Annotated in this window: 25 protein-coding genes; 10 read left to right on the top strand and 15 right to left on the bottom strand. The window is 52.0% G+C overall.

Translation table 11 applies throughout. The annotated features are described in order from the left end of the window. The first annotated feature begins 255 nt into the window (after positions 1–255). The 10 genes from nirB (at position 256) to frlR (ending at position 11,063) form a co-directional block, all read left to right on the top strand. On the top strand, positions 256–2,799 hold the full coding sequence (nirB, locus tag RGV86_RS14630) for an NADPH-nitrite reductase large subunit (RefSeq protein WP_000049233.1): 2,544 nt from the start codon (positions 256–258) through the stop codon (positions 2,797–2,799). Continuing rightward, positions 2,796–3,122: a nitrite reductase small subunit NirD gene (gene nirD, locus RGV86_RS14625; protein WP_000084764.1), complete on the top strand. Its 327-nt coding sequence runs from the start codon at positions 2,796–2,798 to the stop codon at positions 3,120–3,122. The genes nirB and nirD overlap by 4 nt, the downstream gene beginning before the upstream one ends. 125 nt (positions 3,123–3,247) lie before the next feature. After that, positions 3,248–4,054: a nitrite transporter NirC gene (nirC, locus tag RGV86_RS14620; protein WP_000493550.1), complete on the top strand. Its 807-nt coding sequence runs from the start codon at positions 3,248–3,250 to the stop codon at positions 4,052–4,054. A gap of 18 nt (positions 4,055–4,072) precedes the next feature. After that, the gene (gene cysG, locus RGV86_RS14615) at positions 4,073–5,446 is read left to right on the top strand and encodes a siroheme synthase CysG (RefSeq protein ID WP_085461323.1); all 1,374 of its coding nucleotides are present in this window, start codon (positions 4,073–4,075) and stop codon (positions 5,444–5,446) included. Positions 5,447–5,725: 279 nt separating this feature from the next. Next, entirely contained in the window at positions 5,726–5,893 is a 168-nt protein-coding gene (locus RGV86_RS14610; RefSeq protein WP_001031834.1) for a YhfL family protein, read from the top strand. A 295-nt stretch (positions 5,894–6,188) separates the two neighbouring features. Continuing rightward, a complete protein-coding gene (frlA, locus tag RGV86_RS14605; protein ID WP_233074296.1) occupies positions 6,189–7,526 on the top strand; it encodes a fructoselysine/psicoselysine transporter in 1,338 nt (445 codons plus the stop codon). A 20-nt stretch (positions 7,527–7,546) separates the two neighbouring features. Next, entirely contained in the window at positions 7,547–8,569 is a 1,023-nt protein-coding gene (gene frlB / locus RGV86_RS14600) for a fructoselysine 6-phosphate deglycase (protein WP_085461325.1), read from the top strand. Positions 8,570–8,619: 50 nt separating this feature from the next. Further along, the gene (frlC, locus tag RGV86_RS14595) at positions 8,620–9,447 is read left to right on the top strand and encodes a fructoselysine 3-epimerase (RefSeq protein ID WP_085461326.1); all 828 of its coding nucleotides are present in this window, start codon (positions 8,620–8,622) and stop codon (positions 9,445–9,447) included. Further along, entirely contained in the window at positions 9,447–10,232 is a 786-nt protein-coding gene (gene frlD / locus RGV86_RS14590; protein WP_085461327.1) for a fructoselysine 6-kinase, read from the top strand. The genes frlC and frlD overlap by 1 nt, the downstream gene beginning before the upstream one ends. Positions 10,233–10,331: 99 nt before the next feature. Next, entirely contained in the window at positions 10,332–11,063 is a 732-nt protein-coding gene (gene frlR / locus RGV86_RS14585; protein ID WP_001276848.1) for a DNA-binding transcriptional regulator FrlR, read from the top strand. Between the two features lie 107 nt (positions 11,064–11,170). Here frlR and RGV86_RS14580 read toward each other — a convergent pair whose 3' ends face one another. From RGV86_RS14580 to aroK, 15 genes are all read right to left on the bottom strand, one after another. Continuing rightward, entirely contained in the window at positions 11,171–12,256 is a 1,086-nt protein-coding gene (locus RGV86_RS14580; protein WP_085461328.1) for an aminotransferase class I/II-fold pyridoxal phosphate-dependent enzyme, read from the bottom strand. Between the two features lie 11 nt (positions 12,257–12,267). Continuing rightward, complete coding sequence (locus tag RGV86_RS14575) at positions 12,268–13,572, bottom strand: YhfT family protein (protein ID WP_085461329.1); 1,305 nt, start codon at positions 13,570–13,572, stop codon at positions 12,268–12,270. A gap of 11 nt (positions 13,573–13,583) precedes the next feature. Beyond that, positions 13,584–13,937 (bottom strand): DUF2620 domain-containing protein, encoded by a 354-nt coding sequence (locus RGV86_RS14570; protein WP_024212436.1) that lies wholly within the window; start codon positions 13,935–13,937, stop codon positions 13,584–13,586. A 10-nt stretch (positions 13,938–13,947) separates the two neighbouring features. Continuing rightward, positions 13,948–14,826, bottom strand: coding sequence for a phosphotriesterase-related protein (locus tag RGV86_RS14565; RefSeq protein ID WP_085461330.1), 879 nt, complete (start codon positions 14,824–14,826; stop codon positions 13,948–13,950). After that, positions 14,823–16,049 carry a phosphopentomutase gene (locus tag RGV86_RS14560; protein ID WP_085461331.1) on the bottom strand — a complete coding sequence of 409 codons (1,227 nt, stop codon included), beginning with the start codon at positions 16,047–16,049 and terminating at the stop codon, positions 14,823–14,825. The genes RGV86_RS14565 and RGV86_RS14560 overlap by 4 nt, the downstream gene beginning before the upstream one ends. Continuing rightward, positions 16,050–17,213: a YhfX family PLP-dependent enzyme gene (locus tag RGV86_RS14555; RefSeq protein ID WP_085461332.1), complete on the bottom strand. Its 1,164-nt coding sequence runs from the start codon at positions 17,211–17,213 to the stop codon at positions 16,050–16,052. A gap of 83 nt (positions 17,214–17,296) precedes the next feature. Then, positions 17,297–17,659, bottom strand: coding sequence for a hypothetical protein (locus RGV86_RS14550; RefSeq protein ID WP_010348351.1), 363 nt, complete (start codon positions 17,657–17,659; stop codon positions 17,297–17,299). A gap of 16 nt (positions 17,660–17,675) precedes the next feature. Then, positions 17,676–18,581, bottom strand: a complete 906-nt coding sequence (gene yhfZ / locus RGV86_RS14545) for a GntR family transcriptional regulator YhfZ (protein ID WP_001254799.1) — start codon at positions 18,579–18,581, stop codon at positions 17,676–17,678. A gap of 161 nt (positions 18,582–18,742) precedes the next feature. Continuing rightward, positions 18,743–19,747 carry a tryptophan--tRNA ligase gene (trpS, locus tag RGV86_RS14540; protein ID WP_000165546.1) on the bottom strand — a complete coding sequence of 335 codons (1,005 nt, stop codon included), beginning with the start codon at positions 19,745–19,747 and terminating at the stop codon, positions 18,743–18,745. Further along, positions 19,740–20,498, bottom strand: a complete 759-nt coding sequence (gene gph, locus RGV86_RS14535) for a phosphoglycolate phosphatase (RefSeq protein ID WP_000032690.1) — start codon at positions 20,496–20,498, stop codon at positions 19,740–19,742. Before gph ends, trpS begins: the two co-directional genes overlap by 8 nt. After that, complete coding sequence (gene rpe / locus RGV86_RS14530) at positions 20,491–21,168, bottom strand: ribulose-phosphate 3-epimerase (RefSeq protein ID WP_000816280.1); 678 nt, start codon at positions 21,166–21,168, stop codon at positions 20,491–20,493. Before rpe ends, gph begins: the two co-directional genes overlap by 8 nt. A 17-nt stretch (positions 21,169–21,185) precedes the next feature. Beyond that, positions 21,186–22,022, bottom strand: coding sequence for an adenine-specific DNA-methyltransferase (dam, locus tag RGV86_RS14525; protein ID WP_000742146.1), 837 nt, complete (start codon positions 22,020–22,022; stop codon positions 21,186–21,188). Between the two features lie 106 nt (positions 22,023–22,128). Then, positions 22,129–23,430 (bottom strand): cell division protein DamX, encoded by a 1,302-nt coding sequence (gene damX / locus RGV86_RS14520; protein ID WP_000343228.1) that lies wholly within the window; start codon positions 23,428–23,430, stop codon positions 22,129–22,131. 90 nt (positions 23,431–23,520) lie between these two features. Beyond that, the gene (gene aroB / locus RGV86_RS14515; protein ID WP_309508487.1) at positions 23,521–24,609 is read right to left on the bottom strand and encodes a 3-dehydroquinate synthase; all 1,089 of its coding nucleotides are present in this window, start codon (positions 24,607–24,609) and stop codon (positions 23,521–23,523) included. A gap of 56 nt (positions 24,610–24,665) precedes the next feature. Then, positions 24,666–25,187, bottom strand: a complete 522-nt coding sequence (aroK, locus tag RGV86_RS14510; RefSeq protein WP_000818618.1) for a shikimate kinase AroK — start codon at positions 25,185–25,187, stop codon at positions 24,666–24,668. Positions 25,188–25,505 lie beyond the last annotated feature (318 nt).

Genomic DNA, 25,505 nt, shown 5'->3' with positions numbered 1-25,505 from the left:
ATGCCGGGCGGCACTTTTGTCGTCCGGCTTTTTCCTCTCATCTCCCGCAACGTGCCTTCATCTCTATAAATGCTTTTATTTTGTCTGTTTTTTGCACAAACATGAAATGTCAGACAATTCCGTGACTTAAGAATATTTATACAAATCAGCAATATACCTCTTAAGGAGTATATAAAGGTGAATTTGATTTGCATCAATAAGTGGGGTTGCTGAATCGTTAAGGTAGGCGGTAATAGAAAAGAAATCGAGGCAAAAATGAGCAAAGTCAGACTCGCAATTATCGGTAACGGTATGGTCGGCCATCGCTTTATCGAAGATCTTCTTGATAAATCTGATGCGGCCAACTTTGATATTACCGTTTTCTGTGAAGAACCGCGCATCGCTTATGACCGCGTACACCTCTCGTCTTACTTCTCTCACCACACCGCCGAAGAGCTGTCGCTGGTGCGCGAAGGCTTTTACGAGAAACACGGCATTAAAGTTCTGGTCGGCGAACGCGCTATCACCATCAACCGTCAGGAGAAGGTGATTCACTCCAGCGCCGGGCGTACCGTTTATTATGACAAGCTGATCATGGCGACCGGTTCCTACCCGTGGATCCCGCCGATCAAAGGTTCTGATACCCAGGATTGCTTTGTCTATCGCACCATTGAAGACCTCAACGCGATTGAATCCTGCGCCCGTCGCAGCAAGCGCGGTGCCGTTGTTGGCGGTGGCCTGTTAGGTCTGGAAGCCGCTGGCGCGCTGAAAAACTTAGGCATTGAAACCCACGTTATCGAATTTGCCCCTATGCTGATGGCGGAACAGCTTGATCAGATGGGCGGCGAGCAGCTGCGTCGCAAAATCGAAAGTATGGGCGTGCGCGTTCACACCAGCAAAAACACCCTTGAAATTGTGCAGGAAGGTGTCGAAGCGCGTAAAACCATGCGTTTTGCCGACGGTAGCGAGCTGGAAGTTGACTTTATCGTCTTCTCTACCGGTATCCGTCCGCGCGATAAGCTGGCAACCCAGTGTGGTCTGGACGTTGCTCCGCGCGGGGGTATCGTAATCAATGATTCCTGCCAGACTTCCGATCCGGATATCTACGCCATCGGTGAATGCGCAAGCTGGAACAACCGTGTCTTTGGTCTGGTCGCACCAGGCTACAAAATGGCGCAGGTCGCCGTTGACCACATTCTCGGTAGCGAAAACGCCTTTGAAGGCGCTGACCTTAGCGCCAAGCTGAAACTGCTGGGCGTGGACGTTGGCGGTATTGGCGATGCGCATGGCCGTACACCAGGCGCTCGTAGCTATGTTTACCTCGACGAAAGCAAAGAGATCTACAAACGCCTGGTTGTCAGCGAAGACAACAAAACCCTGCTCGGTGCGGTACTGGTGGGTGATACCAGCGATTACGGCAACCTGCTGCAACTGGTGTTGAACGCTATCGAACTGCCAGAAAACCCAGATTCCCTGATCCTGCCAGCGCACTCCGGTAGCGGTAAGCCATCTATCGGTGTAGATAAACTGCCGGACAGCGCACAAATCTGCTCCTGCTTCGACGTCACCAAAGGCGACCTGATTGCTGCTATCAACAAAGGCTGCCACACCGTTGCGGCGCTGAAAGCCGAAACCAAAGCCGGTACTGGCTGCGGCGGCTGTATCCCGCTGGTCACTCAGGTACTGAATGCGGAACTGGCGAAACAGGGTATCGAAGTTAACAACAACCTGTGCGAACACTTTGCTTATTCGCGTCAGGAACTGTTCCATTTGATCCGCGTTGAAGGCATTAAAACCTTCGAAGAACTGCTGGCGAAACACGGCAAAGGCTACGGTTGTGAAGTTTGTAAACCGACCGTCGGTTCGCTGCTGGCCTCCTGCTGGAACGAATACATTCTGAAACCGGAACATACTCCGCTGCAGGATTCTAACGATAACTTCCTCGCTAACATCCAGAAAGACGGCACCTACTCGGTGATCCCGCGTTCTCCGGGCGGTGAAATCACCCCGGAAGGGCTGATGGCGGTAGGTCGTATCGCGCGTGAATTTAATCTCTACACCAAAATCACTGGCTCCCAGCGTCTGGCAATGTTTGGCGCACAGAAAGACGATCTGCCGGAGATCTGGCGTCAGCTGATTGAAGCCGGCTTCGAAACCGGTCATGCCTATGCGAAAGCACTGCGTATGGCGAAAACCTGCGTGGGTAGCACCTGGTGCCGCTACGGCGTTGGCGACAGCGTGGGTCTCGGCGTGGAACTGGAAAACCGCTACAAAGGCATCCGTACTCCGCACAAAATGAAGTTCGGTGTCTCCGGCTGTACCCGTGAATGTTCAGAAGCTCAGGGTAAAGACGTGGGTATTATCGCCACTGAAAAAGGCTGGAACCTGTATGTTTGCGGTAACGGCGGCATGAAACCGCGTCATGCGGATCTGCTGGCAGCGGATATCGATCGCGAAACGCTGATCAAATATCTCGACCGCTTCATGATGTTCTACATCCGTACCGCCGACAAACTGACGCGTACCGCGCCGTGGTTAGAAAACCTTGAAGGCGGCATCGATTACCTGAAAGCGGTGATCATTGACGACAAACTGGGGCTGAACGCACATCTGGAAGAAGAGATGGCGCGCCTGCGTGAAGCGGTAGTGTGTGAGTGGACTGAAACGGTCAATACACCGTCCGCGCAGACTCGCTTCAAACACTTCATCAACAGCGACAAGCGTGACCCGAACGTGCAGATGGTGCCAGAACGCGAACAGCACCGTCCGGCAACGCCGTATGAACGTATCCCGGTAACTCTGGTGGAGGACAACGCATGAGCCAGTGGAAAGACATCTGCAAAATCGATGACATCCTGCCTGAAACCGGCGTCTGCGCGCTGTTAGGTGACGAGCAGGTAGCAATTTTCCGCCCGTATCACAGCGACCAGGTGTTTGCGATCAGCAACATCGACCCGTTCTTCGAATCCAGCGTGCTGTCACGCGGGCTGATTGCGGAACACCAGGGCGAGCTGTGGGTAGCCAGCCCGCTGAAAAAACAGCGTTTTCGCTTAAGCGACGGCTTGTGCATGGAAGACGAACAGTTTTCCGTCAAGCATTACGAAGCGCGAGTGAAAGACGGCGTGGTACAGCTACGCGGTTAATGTTTTAACGGGAGGCGCAATGCCTCCCCTTTTTGCATGGTCCTGTAATAACCTTCGGTATATTGCAGGACATTTTTTAAACTTTTTGTTTTATTTTTTGTTTTTATTTTTTAAAGGATAATCAAATGTTTACAGACACTATTAATAAGTGTGCGGCTAACGCTGCGCGCATTGCACGCCTGTCGGCAAATAACCCGCTCGGCTTTTGGGTCAGCTCCGCCATGGCGGGCGCGTATGTGGGTCTTGGGATCATCCTGATTTTCACGCTCGGTAATTTGCTCGATCCGTCCATACGTCCTCTGGTGATGGGCGCGACCTTTGGTATCGCCTTAACGCTGGTAATTATCGCCGGTTCTGAACTGTTCACCGGACACACCATGTTCCTCACCTTTGGGGTGAAAGCGGGCACCATTAGCCACGGGCAAATGTGGGCAATCCTGCCGCAAACCTGGCTGGGCAACCTGGTCGGTTCCGTCTTCGTTGCCATGCTTTATAGCTGGGGCGGCGGTAGCCTGCTGCCGGTAGATACCAGCATCGTTCACTCCGTCGCGCTGGCAAAAACCACTGCACCGGCAATGGTACTGTTCTTCAAAGGCGCATTGTGTAACTGGCTGGTTTGCCTGGCTATCTGGATGGCGCTGCGCACTGAAGGGGCGGCGAAATTTATCGCTATCTGGTGGTGTCTGCTGGCATTTATCGCGTCCGGCTATGAGCACTCCATCGCTAACATGACGCTGTTCGCGCTCTCCTGGTTCGGCAACCACAGCGAAGCCTATACGCTGGCAGGTATTGGGCATAACCTGCTGTGGGTGACGCTGGGTAATACTTTATCGGGCGCCGTATTCATGGGATTGGGTTATTGGTATGCTACGCCGAAAGCGAATCGTCCGGTTGCGGACAAATTTAATCAAACTGAAACGGCTGCAGGTTAATCAGTAAGGGGTTTTTACGTGGATCATTTGCCTATATTTTGCCAATTACGCGATCGCGACTGTCTGATTGTCGGCGGTGGTGATGTTGCGGAACGCAAAGCAAGGTTGCTGTTAGACGCGGGCGCTCGCTTAACGGTGAATGCATTAGCGTTTATTCCACAGTTCACCGCATGGGCAGATGCTGGCATGTTAACCCTCGTCGAAGGGCCATTTGATGAAAGCCTTCTCGACACCTGCTGGCTGGCGATTGCCGCGACGGATGATGACGCGCTTAACCAGCGCGTCAGCGAAGCCGCTGAATCTCGTCGCATCTTCTGTAACGTGGTCGATGCGCCGAAAGCCGCCAGCTTCATTATGCCGTCGATTATTGACCGCTCACCGTTGATGGTAGCGGTCTCCTCTGGCGGCACCTCTCCGGTTCTGGCGCGACTGCTGCGCGAAAAACTCGAATCACTGCTGCCGCTACATCTGGGCCAGGTAGCGAAATACGCCGGGCAGTTACGCGGTCGGGTGAAACAACAGTTCGCGACAATGGGCGAGCGTCGCCGTTTCTGGGAAAAACTGTTCGTTAATGACCGCCTGGCGCAGTCGCTGGCGAATAACGATCAGAAAGCCATTACTGAAACGACCGAACAGTTAATCAACGAGCCGCTTGACCATCGCGGTGAAGTGGTGCTGGTTGGCGCCGGCCCTGGCGATGCCGGGCTACTGACGCTGAAAGGTCTGCAACAAATTCAGCAGGCTGATGTGGTGGTCTACGACCGTCTGGTTTCTGACGATATTATGAATCTGGTACGGCGCGATGCTGACCGCGTTTTCGTCGGTAAACGCGCGGGATACCACTGCGTACCACAGGAAGAGATTAACCAGATCCTGCTGCGGGAAGCGCAAAAAGGCAAACGCGTGGTGCGTCTGAAAGGCGGCGATCCGTTTATTTTTGGCCGTGGTGGCGAAGAGCTGGAAACACTGTGCAACGCGGGTATTCCGTTCTCGGTAGTTCCGGGTATTACTGCAGCTTCTGGTTGCTCTGCTTATTCGGGTATTCCACTTACGCATCGCGATTATGCTCAGAGCGTACGCTTAATTACCGGACACTTAAAAACCGGTGGTGAGCTGGACTGGGAAAACCTGGCAGCAGAAAAACAGACGCTGGTATTCTATATGGGACTAAATCAGGCTGCGACCATTCAGCAAAAATTGATTGAACACGGAATGCCAGGCGAAATGCCAGTGGCGATTGTCGAAAACGGGACGGCGGTAACGCAACGCGTGATTGACGGTACGCTCGCGCAGCTGGGCGATCTGGCGCAGCAAATGAACAGTCCATCATTAATTATTATTGGCCGGGTTGTTGGTTTGCGCGATAAATTAAACTGGTTCTCAAACCATTAATTTAAACAAATTTAATTAAGGTCAGATATTTCTGACCTTTTTTTATTTACAATAATCACCATATTAATTTTTATCTTCATTAGACATAAAACAACTTTTTAACTAATTCCTTATTTTAATAACTACCTACAGTTACAGGGGCTTACAAATATAATCGAAATATTAATAGCCCACTCACTGACGTGTAATAGATATTCCTGTATTGTCTCTAACGAGCTGTTTGCTTATATTCATATAATTAATGAATATTACTCGATATATTTTACATAGGGAATGAAAATGAACAAATTTATTAAAGTAGCACTGGTAGGTGCGGTACTGGCTACATTGACTGCATGTACTGGTCATATCGAAAACCGTGATAAAAACTGCTCTTACGACTACCTGCTGCACCCGGCAATTTCTATTTCTAAAATCATTGGCGGTTGCGGTCCTACTGCACAGTAATCTCTTAATAGAAATCGGTTAATGTCGGTTTAATTGCCTGACGCCCTCTGGATCCCCCGAGGGCGTATTTGTTTCTATGCCCTTCTTTCCCCCTGCCTGTAAAAATAATTTCATTTTAATTTCAATGCGATAGTCATTCACTCCCGCCACAACACGATCCTGTGCAAAATTTTGTGATCTTCCTCTACAACACATAACATTATATGTTGTTATATTCATCATGCATTGTCATGTTACCTTTTAAATGACTGCAAACTCTCCCCTACAACGTGTTGGACAAGAAAAAGGTATCGCTATGGGAAGCCAGGAACTCCAACGCAAGCTCGGATTTTGGGCCGTTCTTGCAATCGCCGTCGGGACAACCGTCGGCTCCGGTATTTTCGTCTCCGTGGGTGAAGTCGCTAAAGCGGCGGGAACGCCGTGGCTGACGGTGCTCGCTTTTGTCATCGGCGGGTTAATTGTGATCCCGCAAATGTGCGTCTATGCGGAGCTATCAACCGCTTATCCGGAAAATGGCGCAGATTATGTTTATTTAAAAAATGCCGGTAGCCGACCGCTGGCTTTTCTCTCCGGCTGGGCCAGCTTCTGGGCCAACGATGCGCCTTCACTGTCAATCATGGCGCTGGCGATTGTCAGCAATCTTGGCTTTTTAACGCCTATCGATCCTCTGCTCGGTAAATTTATCGCCGCCGGGTTAATTATCGCCTTTATGCTGCTGCATCTGCGATCCGTCGAAGGCGGCGCAGCGTTTCAGACGCTGATTACCATCGCCAAAATTATCCCGTTCACTATCGTCATTGGCCTTGGGATCTTCTGGTTTAAAGCGGAGAATTTTACCGCCCCTTCCACCACCTCGATTGGCGCGACGGGCAGCTTTATGGCGCTACTGGCGGGGATCTCTGCCACCAGTTGGTCGTATACCGGCATGGCCTCCATCTGCTATATGACTGGTGAAATCAAAAACCCCGGCAAAACCATGCCGCGAGCGCTGATTGGCTCCTGCCTGCTGGTTTTAGTGCTTTACACCCTGCTGGCGCTGGTGATTTCCGGGCTGATGCCCTTCGATAAACTCGCCAACTCTGAAACGCCGATTTCCGACGCCCTGACCTGGATCCCCGCACTCGGCAGCACCGCCGGGATCTTCGTTGCCGTCACGGCGATGATCGTCATTCTCGGCTCGCTTTCCAGTTGCGTGATGTACCAGCCGCGCCTGGAATACGCGATGGCGAAAGACAATTTATTCTTCAAATGCTTCGGGCATGTGCATCCGAAATACAACACGCCAGATGTTTCCATCATCCTGCAAGGGGCGCTTGGGATCTTCTTCATCTTCGTTTCCGATCTCACCAGCCTGCTGGGCTACTTCACGCTGGTGATGTGTTTCAAAAACACCCTCACCTTCGGCTCCATCATCTGGTGTCGTAAACGCGACGATTACAAACCGCTGTGGCGTACTCCGGCTTTCGGGCTGATGACTACCCTCGCCATTGCATCAAGCCTCATTCTGGTTGCCTCAACTTTTGTCTGGGCACCTATTCCCGGCCTTATCTGCGCCGTCATCGTTATTGCTACTGGTCTGCCTGCTTACGCCTTCTGGGCGAAGCGGAGCAGCCAGCTAAATGCTTTGTCGTAATGTTATCTGGAGAAAATAAAATGTTGGATATTGATAAAAGCACCGTGGACTTTCTGGTCACCGAAAATATGGTTCAGGAAGTAGAAAAAGTACTCACCCATGACGTTCCGCTAGTGCATACCATCGTGGAAGAGATGGTGAAGCGCGACATTGATCGTATTTATTTCGTTGCCTGCGGATCGCCGCTCAACGCGGCGCAAACGGCGAAACATCTGGCGGATCGTTTTTCCGATCTTCAGGTCTACGCTATTTCCGGCTGGGAGTTCTGCGATAACACCCCGCATCGCCTCGACGATCGTTGTGCAGTGATTGGCGTTTCTGACTACGGTAAAACCGAAGAGGTAATCAAGGCGCTGGAACTGGGCCGGGCCTGCGGTGCACTCACTGCGGCGTTCACCAAACGCGCGGACAGCCCGATTACTTCGGCGGCAGAGTTTACCATTGATTATCAGGCCGACTGCATCTGGGAAATTCACCTGCTGCTCTGCTACAGCGTGGTGCTGGAGATGATCACCCGCCTCGCGCCAAACGCGGAAATCGGCAAGATCAAAAACGATCTTAAGAAATTGCCGGATGCGCTCGGTCATCTGGTGCGTACATGGGAAGAGAAAGGTCGCCAGCTCGGTGAACAGGCCAGCCAGTGGCCGATGATTTACACGGTTTCTGCGGGACCGCTGCGTCCGCTGGGTTACAAAGAAGGCATTGTAACGCTGATGGAATTTACCTGGACCCACGGCTGTGTGATTGAGAGCGGTGAGTTCCGCCACGGCCCGCTGGAGATTGTTGAACCGGGCGTTCCATTCCTGTTCCTGCTCGGCAATGACGAAAGCCGCCATACCACCGAACGCGCCATTAACTTTGTCAAACAGCGTACCGACAACGTGATCGTCATCGATTACGCCGAAATTTCGCAAGGGCTACATCCGTGGCTGGCGCCGTTCCTGATGTTCGTGCCGATGGAGTGGCTCTGCTACTACCTGTCAATTTACAAAGATCACAACCCGGATGAACGCCGCTATTACGGTGGTCTGGTGGAATATTAATCCCCTCTCCCGGCCTGGCAACGGGCCGGATTTACGCAAGGAGTTATCCGATGAAAACAGGTATGTTTACCTGCGGCCACCAGCGGCTGCCTATTGAACACGCATTCCGTGACGCAAGCGAGCTGGGTTACGATGGCATTGAAATTTGGGGCGGGCGTCCGCATGCCTTCGCGCCGGACTTAAAAGCAGGCGGCCTCAAACACATTAAGGCACTGGCGCAGACGTATCAGATGCCGATTATCGGTTACACGCCAGAAACCAATGGTTATCCGTATAACATGATGCTGGGCGATGAGCATATGCGTCGCGAAAGCCTCGACATGATCAAGCTGGCGATGGATATGGCGAAAGAGATGAACGCCGGTTATACGCTGATTTCTGCGGCTCACGCGGGTTATCTCACGCCGCCTGATGTTATCTGGGGGCGGCTGGCAGAGAACTTAAGCGAATTGTGCGAGTACGCGGAAAATATCGGTATGGATTTGATCCTCGAACCGTTAACGCCGTATGAATCGAACGTCGTGTGTAACGCCAACGATGTGCTTCATGCGCTGGCGCTGGTGTCTTCGCCGCGTCTGTTCAGCATGGTCGACATCTGCGCGCCGTATGTCCAGGCAGAGCCGGTGATGAGTTATTTCGACAAACTGGGCGATAAACTGCGTCATCTGCATATTGTCGACAGCGACGGAGCCAGCGACACGCATTACATCCCCGGTGAAGGCAAAATGCCGTTGCGGGAGCTGATGCGCGATATCATCGACAGAGGTTATGACGGTTACTGTACGGTGGAACTGGTGACGATGTACATGAACGAACCCAGACTCTACGCCCGCCAGGCGCTGGAACGCTTTCGCGCGCTGCTGCCGGAGGATGCGTGATGAAAACCCTGGCGACAATCGGCGATAACTGCGTCGACATTTACCCGCAACTGAATAAAGCATTTTCTGGCGGTAATGCGGTGAACGTGGCGGTGTATTGCACTCGCTACGGCATAAAGCCAGGATGCATTACCTGGGTGGGCGATGATGACTACGGTACAACGCTGAAGCAGGATATTGCCCGCATGGGCGTCGATATCAGCCATGTCCATACGAAACACGGCGTTACCGCACAAACTCAGGTGGAACTGCACGACAACGATCGCGTTTTTGGCGACTACACCGAAGGCGTGATGGCCGACTTTGCCCTGAGCGAAGAGGATTACGCCTGGCTGGCGCAGTATGACATTGTGCACGCGGCAATCTGGGGACATGCGGAGGACGCATTCCCGCACCTGCACGCAGCGGGCAAACTTACCGCTTTCGACTTCTCCGACAAGTGGGACAGCCCGCTCTGGCAGACACTGGTGCCGCATCTCGATTTTGCCTTTGCCTCCGCACCGCAAGAAGACGAAGCGTTACGTCTGAAGATGAAGGCGATTGTTGCCCGTGGCGCAGGAACAGTGATTGTCACGCTGGGCGAAAACGGCAGCATTGCCTGGGATGGCGAACAGTTCTGGCGTCAGTCTCCTGAACCGGTGACGGTTATCGACACCATGGGTGCCGGAGATTCGTTCATTGCCGGATTCCTTTGCGGCTGGTCTGCGGGGATGACATTACCACAGGCGATGGCGCAGGGAACGGCGTGTGCAGCGCAAACCATTCAGTATCACGGTGCCTGGTAGGCATAACGTTGGCGTGAGGATCTTCACGCCAACGTGCTGTTACTTGCCGGAAAACGACCCTATAATCCGTGTAATTCATTCTTTATTTCAGGGTCGATTATGTCAGCTACGGACCGCTACTCTCATCAACTGCTCTATGCCACCGTCCGCCAGCGGCTGCTGGATGATATCGCGCAGGGAGTTTACCAGGCTGGGCAACAGATCCCAACTGAAAACGAGCTGTGTACGCAGTACAACGTCAGCCGCATCACCATTCGTAAAGCCATCAGCGACTTAGTGTCGGACGGTATACTGATCCGCTGGCAGGGTAAAGGCACCTTTGTGCAAAGTCAGAAAGTTGAAAACGCCCTGCTGACCGTTAGCGGCTTTACCGACTTTGGTGTTTCGCAAGGTAAACCGACGAAAGAGAAAGTGATCGAGCAAGAGCAGGTCAGCGCCGCGCCGTTTTGCGAGAAGCTGAATATTCCTGGCAACAGCAAAGTGTTCCGTCTCAGCCGGGTGATGTATCTTGATAAAGAGCCGCTGTTTATTGATAGCTCGTGGATCCCATTGTCACGTTATCCTGATTTTGATGCGATTTATGTCGAAGGCAGCTCCACCTATCAGTTATTTCAAGAGCGTTTTGACACGCGAGTGGTCAGCGACAAAAAGACCATTGATATCTTTGCCGCTACGCGCGCGCAGGCAAAATGGCTGAAGTGTGAACTGGGCGAACCCTTGTTTCGCATCAGCAAAATCGCCTTTGATCAGAATGACAAACCGGTGCACGTCTCCGAACTCTTCTGCCGCGCCAATCGCATCACCTTAACGATTGATAATAAAAGACATTAACCGTAGGCCAGATAAGATGCGCCAGCATCGCATCCGGCGATGCTGGCGCGTTGAGGGGACCGTCCGGCGCTGAATTTAGCTTGATTGCCGAACGGTGCTATCCAGCATTAAATACTGGCAATACTCTCACGCAAAATCCGCAGCACCGTCTCTTCACCACTACGATTCGGATTAATGCGAATCGCACAATGTTCTAATTGCGGATTCGCCTGGCGAAACGTTCCGGAAAGGCGATAAAAGAGCGGCGGGATCTCATATTTCGACTCCGCGCCCACCGGATACGGTAACGCACCGCGTTTCTGCGCTTCTTCCAGCACCCTGGCGGCAATCGGCTGATGAAACTCCACAATCAACACCTTCGACTGCGCATTGGCAATGACGGCACTTTTAACTTCCGGCACCGCGCCGCCGTTAAGTAAAGCCAGCAGCCGTTCAGAAACGCCCGCCTGTACCGCATGCATCACCGGCGCGAAAACCAGCCCACGCAAGACATCCTGCGCCTGAGAGCCCTGGATCTGACTACCGCCGGAATAGAGCGTAGCGCGAATACGGTTGATAACGTCGGCATCGCCTACCACCGCACCAACACCCTCTGGCCCAAATAGCTTGAAGCAGGAAAATGTCGAGACATTCGCCCCGCATTCGCAGCCGATTCGCGCTACCTTCATCACCGCATAGTTGTCATCGGTTAAGGCTGGAACACTTGCCGCGCGCAACGTTGCCAGCACATCTGCCAGCACATAGCTATCCTGCGGCTGCTGGCGCGTATGCTGCACCAGCGCGGCATCTGGTTGTTGCTCGTCGACAACCTGCTTCAGTGCCGACAGGTCATTGAAATCAACAGTAATAAGCGTCAGCCCCATCTGTTCAATGATGACGCGTGTCGTCGGATAAACGGGCGCGTCATGCACCAGAAGACGCTGCCCTGGTTTAAGCAAAGCCGCCAGCCCGGCACGAATCGCTCCTGTGCCAGCGCCTTGCACCAGCACCGCCGCTGGCGCATGAAACGCATCTGCCAGCACCTGCTCCACACGCTGGGTAATGCGAGGCTGATTCAGCCCCGGCGTTAATCCCAAATCACCCCAGGTAAGAAATTCGCTACCAGGAAAATGGCGACAAATGCTATCCACCAGCGCAAACTGCTTCTGCTGCGCTTCAGCAATGGTCAGACTTTTCAGAGGAAACGTCTTCATAAGTGCCTTCCTTAAGCTGGAACAAACAGACCAAGCCAGTAAAGAACATTCAGCAGAATACCGGTGATCATTACTGCCACGACCGGTGCCGCCATTTTCTGTACCGGACGGCCCAGGGATTCGTTGAGGAAGTAAATGGCAACCGCGATAGAGAATCCGGTATAACCCGCCATTTTAATTGCTGCGAAAATCGAACCGACCAGCAGCGCCACTTCCATCAGCATATTCATGGCGTTACGGATGTTATCCGACGCATTACGCACCGACGGATAGCGCCCCAGCCATTTGCCAATCGAACGAAGCAGTAAGACTTCCGCCGAAATAACCACTGCGCCTAATACCGCTGCAACCATCGGATTCGGCGAGAGATAGCCCACCGCATAAACAAAGGTAAAGCCCGCAACCGCATACACACCAGTGGCTAACGCGGTGGTGGCAATCAACGGTACAAAACCCAGCCCGCGCATAAATTCCGCCAGTGCCGCCTGATTAATCAGCGTTTGCGATTGTTCCGGTGTAACGCCTGCGGAGTACGCTTTCTCAAGGGTGAAAATAGAAACTTCGCTACCGGCAAAAATCTTCATGCTGGCAACGGCAGCAATCAATGCTCCCACGATGGCGATATACGGTAAGTTTTTGATAATCCGCGACGTGCGCTCTTCAAACACCGAAAGCCCGCTGGCATCGATGTCATTTTCATCACGATGACGCAGGTCGTGAGTAATGGCGATCCCCAGCAGCATTACCATGCCAATAAAGATTTCGATGGATTCCGGATTAAGATGCGGGAAAAAACGCACCACCACCACACGGGTCATCAACACGACGGCAGCGGCGATCAGGCTTTGCTTCCAGCCAAACTGGTAGAAAATCGCCACCAGCGGGAACAGCGCAAAAGCAGAAACCACCGGCGAGCTAAGTTCCCCAAGGCTACCTAATACATCTACCGGCAGCGCAGTCAGCAACTGGTTTACCGGCAACAGGCAGGTGAGGATCAGTACCCCCCAGATCGCGCCAAGACCAAACGCCATCAGGCTGTTTATCGCCAGTACGCCGAGAATATCGGTAGGAAGAAAAAGCAGCCATGCATTGAGCAAGCCGGTTTTCAGGGTAAAAGAGATCCCCACCGAGGCCACAAAACCAATGCTCAGACCAAAAGCGATACTCCCCGCCTCGCGACGGTTCATATAGCCTTCAATCAGTTGCGGCAGGATCGGGCGAATACCATCATGGAAAACAGCCGCCGAGCGATGCGCCAGAAATGATGTCATACCGGTCAGGCACGCCACCAGGATAATCTGGATATACAGATCCATAGTCGTGCCTTTTATTTCAGATGGTTAATCAGCATCGGAATCGCATGTTCGACGTGCTCAACGGAAAGCCCAAACGCCACTTTCCCTTCGGCGATCATTTTGGCGATATGTTCGTCTTTCGCTTTAATGCCCGGCCTGGCAATAGTGCAACTTTTGTTATAGCCAATCACCGCGATGGCAATCGACAATGCCGCACCCGCACCGGTATTACACGCGCCGATGTAGTAATCCAGTTGCCCGGATTTCACTTTCATTGCCGCTTCCATGTCGTTATGAATGAACACTTCAAAACAGCCAGGAGCCGTCGCTTCAATAGTTTTTTTAATCTGCTCACGCTGTAAGCCTGCAACGCCAATCTTTTTCATGAGTCTGTCCTTATTGGAAAAATTGAGAGGGATTTTCACGTAACATCACATCCACATCGGCCTGACTGAATCCTGACTGGCGCAATTGCGGAATAAAGGTGGTCAATAAAAAGTCATAGCCATAACCACCGTTGGCTTTTAAATGGGAGCGGCGCGTAATATCCATCGACAGCATGACGCGGTTCAGCAACCCACGGTCGCGTAGCGCATGAAGCATCGCAATACGCTTTTCGTCCGGGTAGTAACTGTTCTTACCAATGGTGTCGAACTGCACATACGCGCCGAGATCGATCATCTTCAAAATGTTGTCGAGGTTGTCTTTCAGATCGCAGTGACCAACGGTGACGCGCGAAAGATCAACTCCGTGGGCTTGCAGTAGCGCCAGTTGTTCCAGCCCCATGGTGCTAAAAGAGGTATGCGTGGAGATCGGACGTCCGGTCTGGTTATGTGCCAGCGCGGCGGCAATAAACACCTTCTCTTCCAGCGGCGTAATCTTTCCTTCGCTGGAACCAATCTCTGCGATGATCCCGGCTTTCAGGTCGGTGCCATCGATACCCTGTTCAATTTCATCGACCATCTCTTGCGCCAGTTCCTGCACGCTGCGGGTCGCCACATGTTCCGGGAAAAACGCGTCCTGGTAATAACCGGTACAGACCACCACGTTGATCCCCGTCTCGCGCATCACATCAAGCATGAATTGCGCATTGCGCCCCATGTAGCGGTTGGTCATCTCAATCACATTACGCACGCCCTGCGCCATCAGGTCGTTCATCTCCTGACAAATGAACGCATATTGATCAAGGCGGCAATCTACGTTGTTTTTAAAGCCGGAGAGATCAATATGCAGATGCTCATGGGCAAGGGTGTAGCCGGTCGAGTCGATGGTCATAAAGAGTCACCCTGAAAGCGAAAGGACGATAAAAAGGAAGTGCCGTTTTGTGGCGGCGATGCGCGGAAAAATTCACATACTGTGGCTCCTACGTCAGAGAGCGTGGAACAAACCCCCAGACGAGTTGCAACCAGCCCTTGCTGATAAACCAGTACCGGCACCACTTCGCGGGTATGGTGGCTATGTCCAATGGTCGGGTCGTTACCGTGATCAGCCATCACGATCAGGCAATCATCCGGCTGCATCGCCTCAACAAGGCGAGTAAGGTTACGGTCAACGACCTGCAAACGTTCGGCATAACGTGCGACGTCTTCTGCATGACCGGCAAGATCGGTTTCCTGGATATTGGTGCAAATAAACGCGGTCTGATGAGCGTTAAACTCGTCGAGGGTGATATCCATAATCTGCTGGCTATCCACCAGATTTTGCCAGCTCACGCCATAAGGATTACTGACGATATCCGCTACCTTTCCCACCAGAACCGTAGGTATGCCCGCCTGATACAACTGTTGCGGCACCTGCACTTTTTCATCGACGCCGTAGCCCATATGCACGACCTGGAAGCCGTTGTCATAAGCGCCAGAACGCGGCGCATTGATGCCAATAAAACGTCCTTCTTTGCTTTCTACGGCATCGAGAATGCGCTGGCTGTCCGCTAACAGCCCCCCAAATGTGATCACTCTGCCAACCTGAACTTGCTCACGCACCACACGACCTATTTTGATGACTTCATCGAACGGTATTACGGAGAGATTGGCGGTAACGTTATAGACCTGGCCTAAATCCGCTTCGAGATTGTCACCAACTGCCACGGCCTGGTTAACCCACAGAAACTGCAACTCATCGCCACGGCGCTCTACTTGCCAGCCCGCAGTAATTAATGCTTGCTCAACACAGTCAATAACATCACGAAAGGGCATCCGCAGCGGCGGCAGTGGTCGCGTACCTAAAATTTCCTGATGTCCCATAAAGGTATCGCCACCTTCATGTTGCAGTTCCGCCACACCCCAGACTGCGGAATCCGATGGCTGCATATCTCCGGGGGCATAGCCCAGAGCATTAATAAGCCCTAACTTCTCCAGCATTGGCAGTTGTAAATGCGGTAACTCACAAAGAATGTGACCGCAAGTATTGGCTCCGGCATCCTGCGGGCGTACCCGCGTGACATCTTTCATTGCTCCCACGCCGAAGCTATCAATCACTAACACCACAAATCGCGCCATTTACGCCTCCAGAAGGTTGCCGAGGCTGTCATAACGGCCTACGATTTCCGGCGCTCTGTGCTGAATACCGGACACCAGCACGACATCACTGCGGGTAACAAAAATTTGTGTACGAAAACAGAGCACCACCGCGCTACTCACCGGAAACTCACCCGCCAAAGGCAAGGTGTAGTCGATGCTGCTGTCATCCACGGCGTTGAGATATGTTTCAGTAATGCTTTGATTTTCTGGCGTAAACACCAGCGCATGTTGCGCATGACCACGACGGTAATAGCCGCCGCCATAGCAGTAGCTATCGCCACGAAAATGATGGGATATTTCGCTTAACCAGAGCATGGCTACGCGTTCAGGCTGGTCACCCTGTTGGTTTGCTGGAATGGTGCCCGTCAGCGCATGACCAGGTTCGGCATGAGTAACACCGTATTCCGCCAGCAATGGCAGTGAAGTACAGCTGGTTGCTGAAGGCGCGTTTAATTGCTCAACAGCAACACCCGATTCCGCCAGCTGGTTGCGTGCATTGACCAACGTCTGGAGGTTCGGCGTCGGCAAAACTTTCCCGGCACTCTCATTCCATAGCAGGCAAGGGAAATGGGTAAGTCCCGCTAAATGGAGTCCTGGCAGTTTTTGGATTTCAGCGACAATTTCCTGCAACGAATGTTGAGCAAAACCACTTTCCTGTCCCGGATAAAGAAAATCATCGTCGCTATAAACTTTGAGCAGCACAGACTGAATCCGCCCCGCTTTCACCGCTGCCGCAGACACTTCCCGCGCTTTGGCAAGGGTAAACACGGTGATGACGTCGGTGCCCTGTTCAACGGCATCAGCGACCTGGTGACAAGGGATTTGCACCAGATGCCCCTGATGCGCCACCGGCAAACCTGCGCGGCGCATCACTCGCGCCTCTTTGTAATCCACCGCCACAATACCGCTGTAGCCCAGCGCCAGCAGTTTTTCCGCCAGCCACGGATTGCGACCGAACTGTTTGGTCATCAGATACAGCTCAATACCATAAAGCCGCGCCGTCTCAATCAACCGCTTACCGTTTTCCAGTACCTGATCCACGTCGATAACCCAACTGTCCGGGGCTATCTTGCCCTGCTGCCACAGGTTTAGTGCGGCAGAAATCAGTGCCGGGTTCTGGCGTTTCAATGCTTCTACAAACATCTTGTTGCCTCGTTTCTGTTCCTTGAATCAAATATTCATTTTTTTGAATATTTAAGATATGCGACGTGGATTTGTTGTGGGCTTCAGACCTCTTCGTTAGCGGCCATCCATAATCCATAAAGGTTGGCCAGCAAATAGCCTTCTTCACACGGGTTAACTTCCAGCGCGAATCCCTGCAATAACACCTGGTGCAACTGCATGATCGCTGGCCAGTGGCGACATTGCGACAGTTCAGCCAGCAACTCGTCATCCAGTGGCTGGATCTGTTCGCCGCGACGACTGCGCATCAGCGCACTCGCCATATGTATCATTGCCATCGTTCCCTGCTCGCTGCGCACTGGTAGATGGCATTCTGTTTCCAGTACGTTGACGACCTGCATCATGCCTTTGCAGATGTCCTTATCGATGACCCCTGCATCGCAAAGCAGGTTGAGTCTGGTTTCCATTTTAGATGCCTTTCGTTTAATAACTGGGTTCCTGTTCCCCACTGACCACTCGCTGTTGATGGGCAAGCAGGGCGTGTTTATCAACAACCGCACGCAGCAATTGTTGCATCGGGTAATCATCGGCTCGCGTCAAAACCACGGCTTCAGTTGCCTGTAAAAATCGCGGATCGTCTGTGAGCGGCGTGGCTTCTAATCCCAGCATGGTCAGTTCGTTTTCCGCCACCACGTTCCAGATAACCGCATCGACATCACCTTTAACAATGCGCTGTAAACTCTCGTGATAAGAGAGATCGACTCGCTCCACATCGCTACTGCCAAAAAAGACATCGGTCATGATTTTCTGATCTGCCGAACGGTTATCCAGCCCCACGCGCTTCACGTTACCGGACTCCCCTTTACGGCAAATCAACTGGTGCTCGCCAACGTAGGTATGCGGCCCCAACTCCAGCGCAAGACATAATCCTTTTTGCGTGAGATAACTTTCTGCCGCCAGTCGCGAAACTACCGCCATGTCATAGACACCGTTAAGCAAACACTCCACGCGAATATCCGCACCACGCATATGCGCATAGTAAAAAGGAATGCCATCAAACTGAGCTTTTAATCCGCTCGCTAAACCTTCGTACAAGCGGGTATAGGGCAAGGGCATCGCACATACCACATTGTTGATATCAACATGGGTCAGCAGTGCTTTGTTATCCATCTCTACCAGATAACTGCCATTGCGCCCGCGACGTTCAATCCGTATCGCGCCGCTTGACTCCAGATTTTTTAACGCGGCCTGCGTCAGGCCGACGGACGAACGGCATTCAGTTGCCAGTTCATCTATAGTTTTCAGGCGATTACCACACTTTTCACCTAACAAATAACGAGCCAGCGTCGTGATGACGACGCCTTCTTTTTTGATAAACGTTCGACGCATAATAAATTTTCAATAAAATGAATATTTATATCTTCATGAAAATGAAGATAAGGCGCAACAAGCAGATGTGGAAACGGCGAGATGCTTCACATTTTTTTGGGTTATTGCAAATAACGACGTAAAAAAACCGGGTTTCCCCGGTTTTTGGTATCAATAGTGAATTAAGGCTTCGCCACAAAACCAATCGCTTCGTAAACCGCTTTCAACGTGCGGGAAGCGTGTGCGCTGGCTTTTTCTGCGCCGTCTTTCATTACCTGTTGCAAGAAGGCTTCATCATTGCGGAAACGGTGATAACGCTCCTGCAATTCAGTCAGCATACCGGAAACCGCTTCAGCTACTTCGCCTTTCAGGTGACCATACATCTTGCCTTCGAACTGTTTTTCCAGTTCCGGGATGCTCTGGCCCGTTACCGCAGAAAGGATATCCAGCAGGTTGGAAACGCCCGCTTTGTTCTGCACATCGTAGCGAACTACCGGCGGCTCGTCGGAGTCAGTGACCGCACGTTTGATTTTCTTCACTACCGATTTCGGATCTTCCAGCAGACCGATAACGTTATTGCGGTTATCGTCAGACTTGGACATCTTCTTGGTCGGCTCCAGCAGTGACATTACGCGCGCGCCAGATTTCGGAATAAACGGCTCCGGTACTTTAAAGATATCGCCATACAGCGCGTTGAAACGCTGGGCAATATCGCGGCTCAGTTCCAGGTGCTGTTTCTGGTCTTCGCCGACCGGCACCAGATTGGTTTGATACAGCAGGATGTCCGCAGCCATCAGCACCGGATAGTCAAACAGACCAGCGTTAATGTTCTCGGCATAACGCGCAGATTTATCTTTAAACTGCGTCATGCGGCTCAGTTCGCCGAAGTAGGTATAGCAGTTCAGTGCCCAGCCTAACTGCGCATGTTCCGGCACGTGAGACTGAACAAAAATAGTGCTTTTCTCAGGATCGATACCGCAAGCCAGGTACAACGCCAGCGTATCCAGCGTCGCTTTACGCAGCTTCTGCGCATCCTGGCGAACGGTGATGGCGTGTTGGTCAACGATGCAGTAAATGCAATGGTAATCATCCTGCATGTTTACCCACTGACGCAGCGCACCCATGTAGTTACCAATGGTCAATTCACCTGAAGGCTGTGCGCCACTAAAAACGATGGGCTTAGTCATTTTTCGATTCCTGATTTTCGCTTTGCGGAAGCCCTAATGCGGGCAGAAGGTCATTTATAGAGTGATAAATTACATCAGGCTGGCTGAGATCGATAGCCTCGCCGTAGTTATATCCGTAGGTTAAGCCAACTGAAGGGCAACCGGCTGCTTTTGCTGCCTGAATATCATTGCGAGAATCGCCGACAAACAGCATCTGTTGCGGGGCAATGCCCATACGTTCAGCCACCAGTAGCAGCGGATCCGGGTGGGGTTTTTTGTTTTGTACGTCATCGCCGCCGATAACCACGCTAAAGTATTTTGCGATATCTAAGGCTTCCAGCAGCGGGGCGACGAACGGCGTTGGTTTGTTGGTAACCAGACCTAGCGGCAGGCCTTTAGCCTGCAATGCGCCCAGCGTATCGGCAACGTGCGGGAACAAAAACGTGCCTTCTTCAGCAACTTCGCCATAGTAACGATCAAACAGCTTACGCAGAATACGTACTTGTTCTTCTGCCGGAATATCGTCATCAACGGGCGGTTTGCCCATCGTTTTACGCAGCGTCGCACGTTCCTGACGCGCCCAGGTCAATGCCCGCTCCATCAGCACATCTGCGCCATTACCAATCCAGGTAATAACACGCTCTTCGCCTGCAACGGGCAACTCCAGCGCATACAGCGCCATATCTACCGCAGCAGCCAGACCGGGAGCACTGTCAACCAGCGTGCCATCGAGATCGAAGGCAACGCCGCGAATATCTTCAAACTTACTCATGACTTACCTTTGCCAGTTCACTGCGCATTTCATCAATGACTTTTTTATAGTCTGGCTGGTCGAAAATAGCGGAGCCAGCGACAAACATATCCGCGCCCGCCGCAGCGATTTCGCCAATATTGTTCACCTTCACGCCACCGTCCACTTCCAGTCGAATGTCGAAGCCAGACTCGTCGATACGACGACGTACTTCGCGCAGTTTATCTAACGTTTGTGGAATGAAAGACTGACCGCCGAAACCAGGGTTGACGGACATCAGCAGGATCACATCCAGTTTGTCCATCACGTAATCCAGATAGCTCAGCGGTGTCGCCGGGTTAAATACCAGCCCCGCTTTACAGCCATTTTCTTTAATCAGTTGCAGCGTGCGATCAACATGCTCGGAGGCTTCAGGATGAAAGGTAATGATGCTGGCACCTGCGGCAGCGAAATCCGGCACAATGCGATCAACCGGTTTCACCATCAGATGTACATCGATAGGGGCGGTAATGCCGTAATTACGCAAGGATTTCAGCACCATTGGTCCAATCGTCAGGTTGGGAACATAGTGGTTATCCATGACGTCAAAATGCACGACATCAGCGCCAGCTGCCAGGGCCTTTGCGGTATCTTCACCCAGGCGGGCAAAATCAGCCGACAGAATTGAGGGGGCAATCAAATACTGTTTCATCCGCTTCTCCTTGAGAATTATTTTTTCGCGGGTGAAACGACTCCTGGTTTGTACAAAGCCAGCAGTTCGTCCACCTTTTTACGTGTGCCGCCGTTGCTGCTTATACTGCGTCGAACTTTGACGACATGCAATTTTGCGCGTTGATACCACTCGCGCGTTAGCGCCGTATCATGGTTAGAAATCAGTACCGGGATCTGACGGTTAACCAGACCTTCGGCGATCTCCGCCAGATGCGCCTGTTGTTCAAGAGTAAAACTGTTTGTGTGATACGCCGTAAAGTTGGCGGTCGCAGATAGTGGTGCATAAGGCGGATCGCAATAGACGACAGATGCATCATCTGCGCGCGCCATGCTATCGGCATAAGACTCACAATAGAAAAAGGCATTCTGCGCTTTTTCAGCGAAGTGATACAACTCAGCTTCCGGGAAATAGGGTTTTTTGTAGCGGCCAAACGGCACGTTAAACTCACCGCGCAGATTGTAACGACACAGGCCGTTGTAACCGTAGCGGTTCAAATATAAAAACAGTACCGCCCGACGGAACGGATCCTGGCTTTTGTTGAACTCTTCGCGGAACTGATAGTAAACCTCGGCGCAATTTGTCTCAGGAACAAACAGCTCGCGGGCAGCCTGTACGTACTCATCAGTACGCATCTTCACAATGTTGTAGAGACTAATCAGGTCGCTATTGATATCGGCAAGGATATAACGAGAAAAGTCGGTGTTGAGAAACACCGACCCGGCACCCACAAAAGGTTCAACCAGACATTCACCCTTAGGCAAATGCCGTTTAATATCATCAAGCAGGGGATATTTACCCCCTGCCCACTTCAAAAAAGCGCGATTTTTCTTCATGCTGACTAACTAATTACACCTTCTCCGGCTGTGGAGAAAGCTCCGACAGCATCCAGCGCTTCAGGCAACTCCCGCAACGATAAACCATTACGGGAGATAACCTTGATTACTTCAGATCGGCCTGTACCTGACGCAGCGGTTTCGCCCATGGGTTTTTGGCCTGAACATCTGCTGGCAATGTAGATACCGCTTTTTTCGCCTCTTCTTTCGAAGCGTACACGCCAGAAACCAGTACATACCACGGCTGACCATTACGCGTCGTTTCATAGACAACGTAGTTTTTCAGATTCTCTTTCTTCGCCCAACCGTTCAGGTTGTCGTAGTTAGAAGAACTGCTCAGCTGCAGAGTGTAATGGCTGGACGGTGCCGATTTCAACGAACCAACATTACCTGCGGTCTTCGCTCCAGCGGCTGGTGTTGCCGTGGTTTGCGCCGGAGATGCCGTCTGTACTGGAGCCGTAGTCGCCGTCTCTTTTGGTGCTGCTGGCGTTGTGGCTTGCGTAGAAGTCGCAGCCGGTGCCTTTGTGCTCGCCACAGGTGCAGCCGGTTCAGTACGCTTCGGCGTCTGTGCTACCGGCTTCGGTTCCGTTTTCACAGTTGCTTGTGGTTTTTTCGGTTCAATCACCGCCTGCTGACGTGCCGGACGCGTAGTGGCCGGACGTTCAGCGGTTTGCGCTTTCGCCGTATCACGCGATGCGTTGCCATTACGAACTGGCGCTACAGTCGCGGGTTCAGTCGGCAGCGTAGAGTTCACCGCCACATTGTTCAGCTGTTGCTGATTTTGCGGCTGGGTCAGCGCGTTATTCAGGTCACCCTGCACTTCAACACGTTGTTGACCATCCGTTGCCGCCGGGGTTTGCCCCTGGGTCGGCGTAGAAGAAATCGGCGGCAGAGAAACATCCTGCTGGGTATTTTCCGCAGACGTGGTTCCCGGCGCTGGCTGCACGCCATTTGCCTGATCAGTCGCATTGCCAGCAAGATCAATACTCTTCTCACCAGACGCGGTTTGATCGCTGGAAGAGGTCGAGGGGGCTTTTAGCGCAGAACCGATACCGATGATCAACAGCAGCAGAACCAGAATACCGACGCCCATCATCATATACTGACGAGAAGCCGGTTTGCTGGCTGCTTTTTTGCGCTTACGCGGACGACGCTCTACACGCTCTTCATCCACAGCGTCATCTTCGGAATCATCAATTTCTTCTTCGATTTCCGGTTCCTCATTGCGCTCTTTTTGCGCACGAGTCGGACGGCGATCGTCAGTTTCATCAAGTTCAATATCATCAAAATTGATCTGCGGTTCGCCACGTTCAGTACGTTCTGAACGCTCAGAAGATTGACGAGAACGACCAGTACGACGATCGCTGGGATCGGGTTTCAGCTCGTCTTCTGGTTTGAATTCATCCATTTAACACCCCACTAAAAGGTTAATGCTTACCACGTTGCAATTAACCTGAAGCTAATAGACCGCTGATAAGCGGCCGGACCTTTCTTGTTGTTACGCTGATTGACAATCGGTAATAGCGTTAAGAACAAGTTCGTGCGATACGCCGCCGCGAACTTCACTCTTACCAATTGCCAGCGGAAGAATTAAGCGCATCTCTCCCGCAAGGACTTTCTTGTCACGCAGCATATGCGGTAAATACGCCTGCGCGGACATTTCGCGCGGCCCATTAACCGGTAATCCAGCCCGCGTAAGCAGGGTAATAATACGCTGCGTTTCGGCAGAACTAAACTGCCCGAGACGTTCCGACGTCCGCGCCGCCATCACCATACCCGCCGCGACTGCTTCACCGTGCAACCAATTGCCATACCCCATTTCCGCTTCAATAGCATGACCAAAGGTATGTCCCAGATTCAGTAAAGCACGTAAGCCGGATTCGCGCTCGTCGGCAGCGACAACTTCTGCTTTCAGCTCACAGCAACGACGAATACAGTACGCCATTGCCGGACCATCCAGATTGAGCAGCGCATCCAGATTATCTTCCAGCCAGTTGAAAAACTCACCGTCAAGAATAATGCCGTATTTGATGACTTCCGCCAGCCCCGAAGCTAACTCTCTCGGAGGAAGCGTTTTCAGACAGTCGAGATCCACCACCACTGATGCTGGCTGATAAAAAGCGCCAATCATATTTTTACCGAGGGGATGGTTGACTGCGGTTTTTCCGCCAACGGAAGAGTCCACCTGCGACAGCAATGTCGTCGGGACTTGAATGAAGCGAACGCCGCGCTGATAGCTCGCCGCTGCAAAACCGGTAAGATCGCCTACTACGCCGCCGCCAAGCGCCACCAGCGTCGTATCGCGACTGTGCGGTTTTTGCAACAACGCCGTAAAAACGGTGTCGAGTACTGCCAGGCTTTTATACTGCTCGCCGTCAGGGAGGATAACGCTATCGACGTTAACACCCGCCTGTTCAAGTACGCTGCGAACCTTATCGAGATACAGAGGAGCCAGGGTTTCGTTGGTGACCAACATCACCTGCTCACCCGATTTCAGCGGTAAGAATGAAGCTGGTTCGTTAAACAAACCAGATGCGATGGTAATTGGGTAACTACGTTCCCCGAGAGTGACGACTATCCTCTCCATAACGCGACATCCACCTTAATTACTGTACCCGCAGACGAGTGTATATAAAGCCAGAATTAGTTGCTTTCCAGCATGTGAATAATCTGGTTTGCGACCACTTTGGCGCTTTGATCATCAGTACGAATGGTCACGTCGGCAATCTCTTCATACAGCGGATTGCGTTCATTAGCCAATGCTTCCAGAACTTCACGCGGCGGTGTTTCAACGTGCAGCAACGGGCGTTTTTTATCACGCTGCGTGCGCGCAAGTTGCTTTTCGATGGTCGTTTCAAGATAAACGACAACGCCACGTGCGGAAAGACGGTTACGCGTTTCGCGGGATTTCACAGAGCCGCCGCCAGTAGCCAGCACAATACCCTGTTTCTCGGTCAACTCATTGATGACCTTTTCTTCGCGATCGCGGAAGCCTTCTTCGCCTTCTAAATCGAAAACCCAGCCCACATCAGCTCCGGTTCGTTTCTCAATCTCTTGATCGGAATCGTAAAATTCCATATTGAGTTGTTGAGCTAACTGGCGCCCAATAGTGCTTTTTCCGGCACCCATAGGCCCAACCAGAAAGATATTGCGTTTCTCTGCCATTTTTTCGGTACTACTAAGACTATTCGTTAATGATAAACCCGCTTCGCTCAGAGAGCGCCGCAGGACATGAACTGAAACCTCATAAAATATTGCGAGAGTCAGACTGAAAATTATCTCAATACTCCAGCGGGTTTGGCAACTGAATAAATTGCCCATCCCTCTGCATATCTGGTCGCTGCAGGTGCACTGCCTTGCTATCACCGCTCTGGCGATAAATCACCGGGTAAGATTAGCGTAAAAAAGACAGCAAAATGCCGCGTGAAAGATAAATCACCATCATAAAACGCAGGTAACAAAGAGCACCGACTCTCAAATCGG

The organism is Escherichia ruysiae (assembly GCF_031323975.1).
In the GTDB taxonomy this organism is placed as follows: Bacteria; Pseudomonadota; Gammaproteobacteria; order Enterobacterales; family Enterobacteriaceae; genus Escherichia; species Escherichia ruysiae.
Note: the sequence above shows the minus strand (reverse complement) of the source record. Positions and strands in the feature narration are given on the sequence as shown.

Bases quoted from the DNA above. Each gene is read 5' to 3' on its own strand.
- trpS (WP_000165546.1), bottom strand. From the start codon at position 19,747: ATGACTAAGCCCATCGTTTTTAGTGGCGCACAGCCTTCAGGTGAATTG.
- yhfZ (WP_001254799.1), bottom strand. From the start codon at position 18,581: ATGCGTCGAACGTTTATCAAAAAAGAAGGCGTCGTCATCACGACGCTG.
- frlD (WP_085461327.1), top strand. From the start codon at position 9,447: ATGAAAACCCTGGCGACAATCGGCGATAACTGCGTCGACATTTACCCG.
- RGV86_RS14575 (WP_085461329.1), bottom strand. From the start codon at position 13,572: ATGGATCTGTATATCCAGATTATCCTGGTGGCGTGCCTGACCGGTATG.
- frlC (WP_085461326.1), top strand. From the start codon at position 8,620: ATGAAAACAGGTATGTTTACCTGCGGCCACCAGCGGCTGCCTATTGAA.
- rpe (WP_000816280.1), bottom strand. From the start codon at position 21,168: ATGAAACAGTATTTGATTGCCCCCTCAATTCTGTCGGCTGATTTTGCC.
- damX (WP_000343228.1), bottom strand. From the start codon at position 23,430: ATGGATGAATTCAAACCAGAAGACGAGCTGAAACCCGATCCCAGCGAT.
- frlB (WP_085461325.1), top strand. From the start codon at position 7,547: ATGTTGGATATTGATAAAAGCACCGTGGACTTTCTGGTCACCGAAAAT.
- RGV86_RS14570 (WP_024212436.1), bottom strand. From the start codon at position 13,937: ATGAAAAAGATTGGCGTTGCAGGCTTACAGCGTGAGCAGATTAAAAAA.
- gph (WP_000032690.1), bottom strand. From the start codon at position 20,498: ATGAGTAAGTTTGAAGATATTCGCGGCGTTGCCTTCGATCTCGATGGC.
- dam (WP_000742146.1), bottom strand. From the start codon at position 22,022: ATGAAGAAAAATCGCGCTTTTTTGAAGTGGGCAGGGGGTAAATATCCC.
- nirD (WP_000084764.1), top strand. From the start codon at position 2,796: ATGAGCCAGTGGAAAGACATCTGCAAAATCGATGACATCCTGCCTGAA.
- aroB (WP_309508487.1), bottom strand. From the start codon at position 24,609: ATGGAGAGGATAGTCGTCACTCTCGGGGAACGTAGTTACCCAATTACC.
- RGV86_RS14565 (WP_085461330.1), bottom strand. From the start codon at position 14,826: ATGACCATCGACTCGACCGGCTACACCCTTGCCCATGAGCATCTGCAT.
- RGV86_RS14580 (WP_085461328.1), bottom strand. From the start codon at position 12,256: ATGAAGACGTTTCCTCTGAAAAGTCTGACCATTGCTGAAGCGCAGCAG.
- frlA (WP_233074296.1), top strand. From the start codon at position 6,189: ATGGGAAGCCAGGAACTCCAACGCAAGCTCGGATTTTGGGCCGTTCTT.
- nirB (WP_000049233.1), top strand. From the start codon at position 256: ATGAGCAAAGTCAGACTCGCAATTATCGGTAACGGTATGGTCGGCCAT.
- nirC (WP_000493550.1), top strand. From the start codon at position 3,248: ATGTTTACAGACACTATTAATAAGTGTGCGGCTAACGCTGCGCGCATT.
- RGV86_RS14610 (WP_001031834.1), top strand. From the start codon at position 5,726: ATGAACAAATTTATTAAAGTAGCACTGGTAGGTGCGGTACTGGCTACA.
- RGV86_RS14550 (WP_010348351.1), bottom strand. From the start codon at position 17,659: ATGGAAACCAGACTCAACCTGCTTTGCGATGCAGGGGTCATCGATAAG.
- aroK (WP_000818618.1), bottom strand. From the start codon at position 25,187: ATGGCAGAGAAACGCAATATCTTTCTGGTTGGGCCTATGGGTGCCGGA.
- frlR (WP_001276848.1), top strand. From the start codon at position 10,332: ATGTCAGCTACGGACCGCTACTCTCATCAACTGCTCTATGCCACCGTC.
- RGV86_RS14555 (WP_085461332.1), bottom strand. From the start codon at position 17,213: ATGTTTGTAGAAGCATTGAAACGCCAGAACCCGGCACTGATTTCTGCC.
- RGV86_RS14560 (WP_085461331.1), bottom strand. From the start codon at position 16,049: ATGGCGCGATTTGTGGTGTTAGTGATTGATAGCTTCGGCGTGGGAGCA.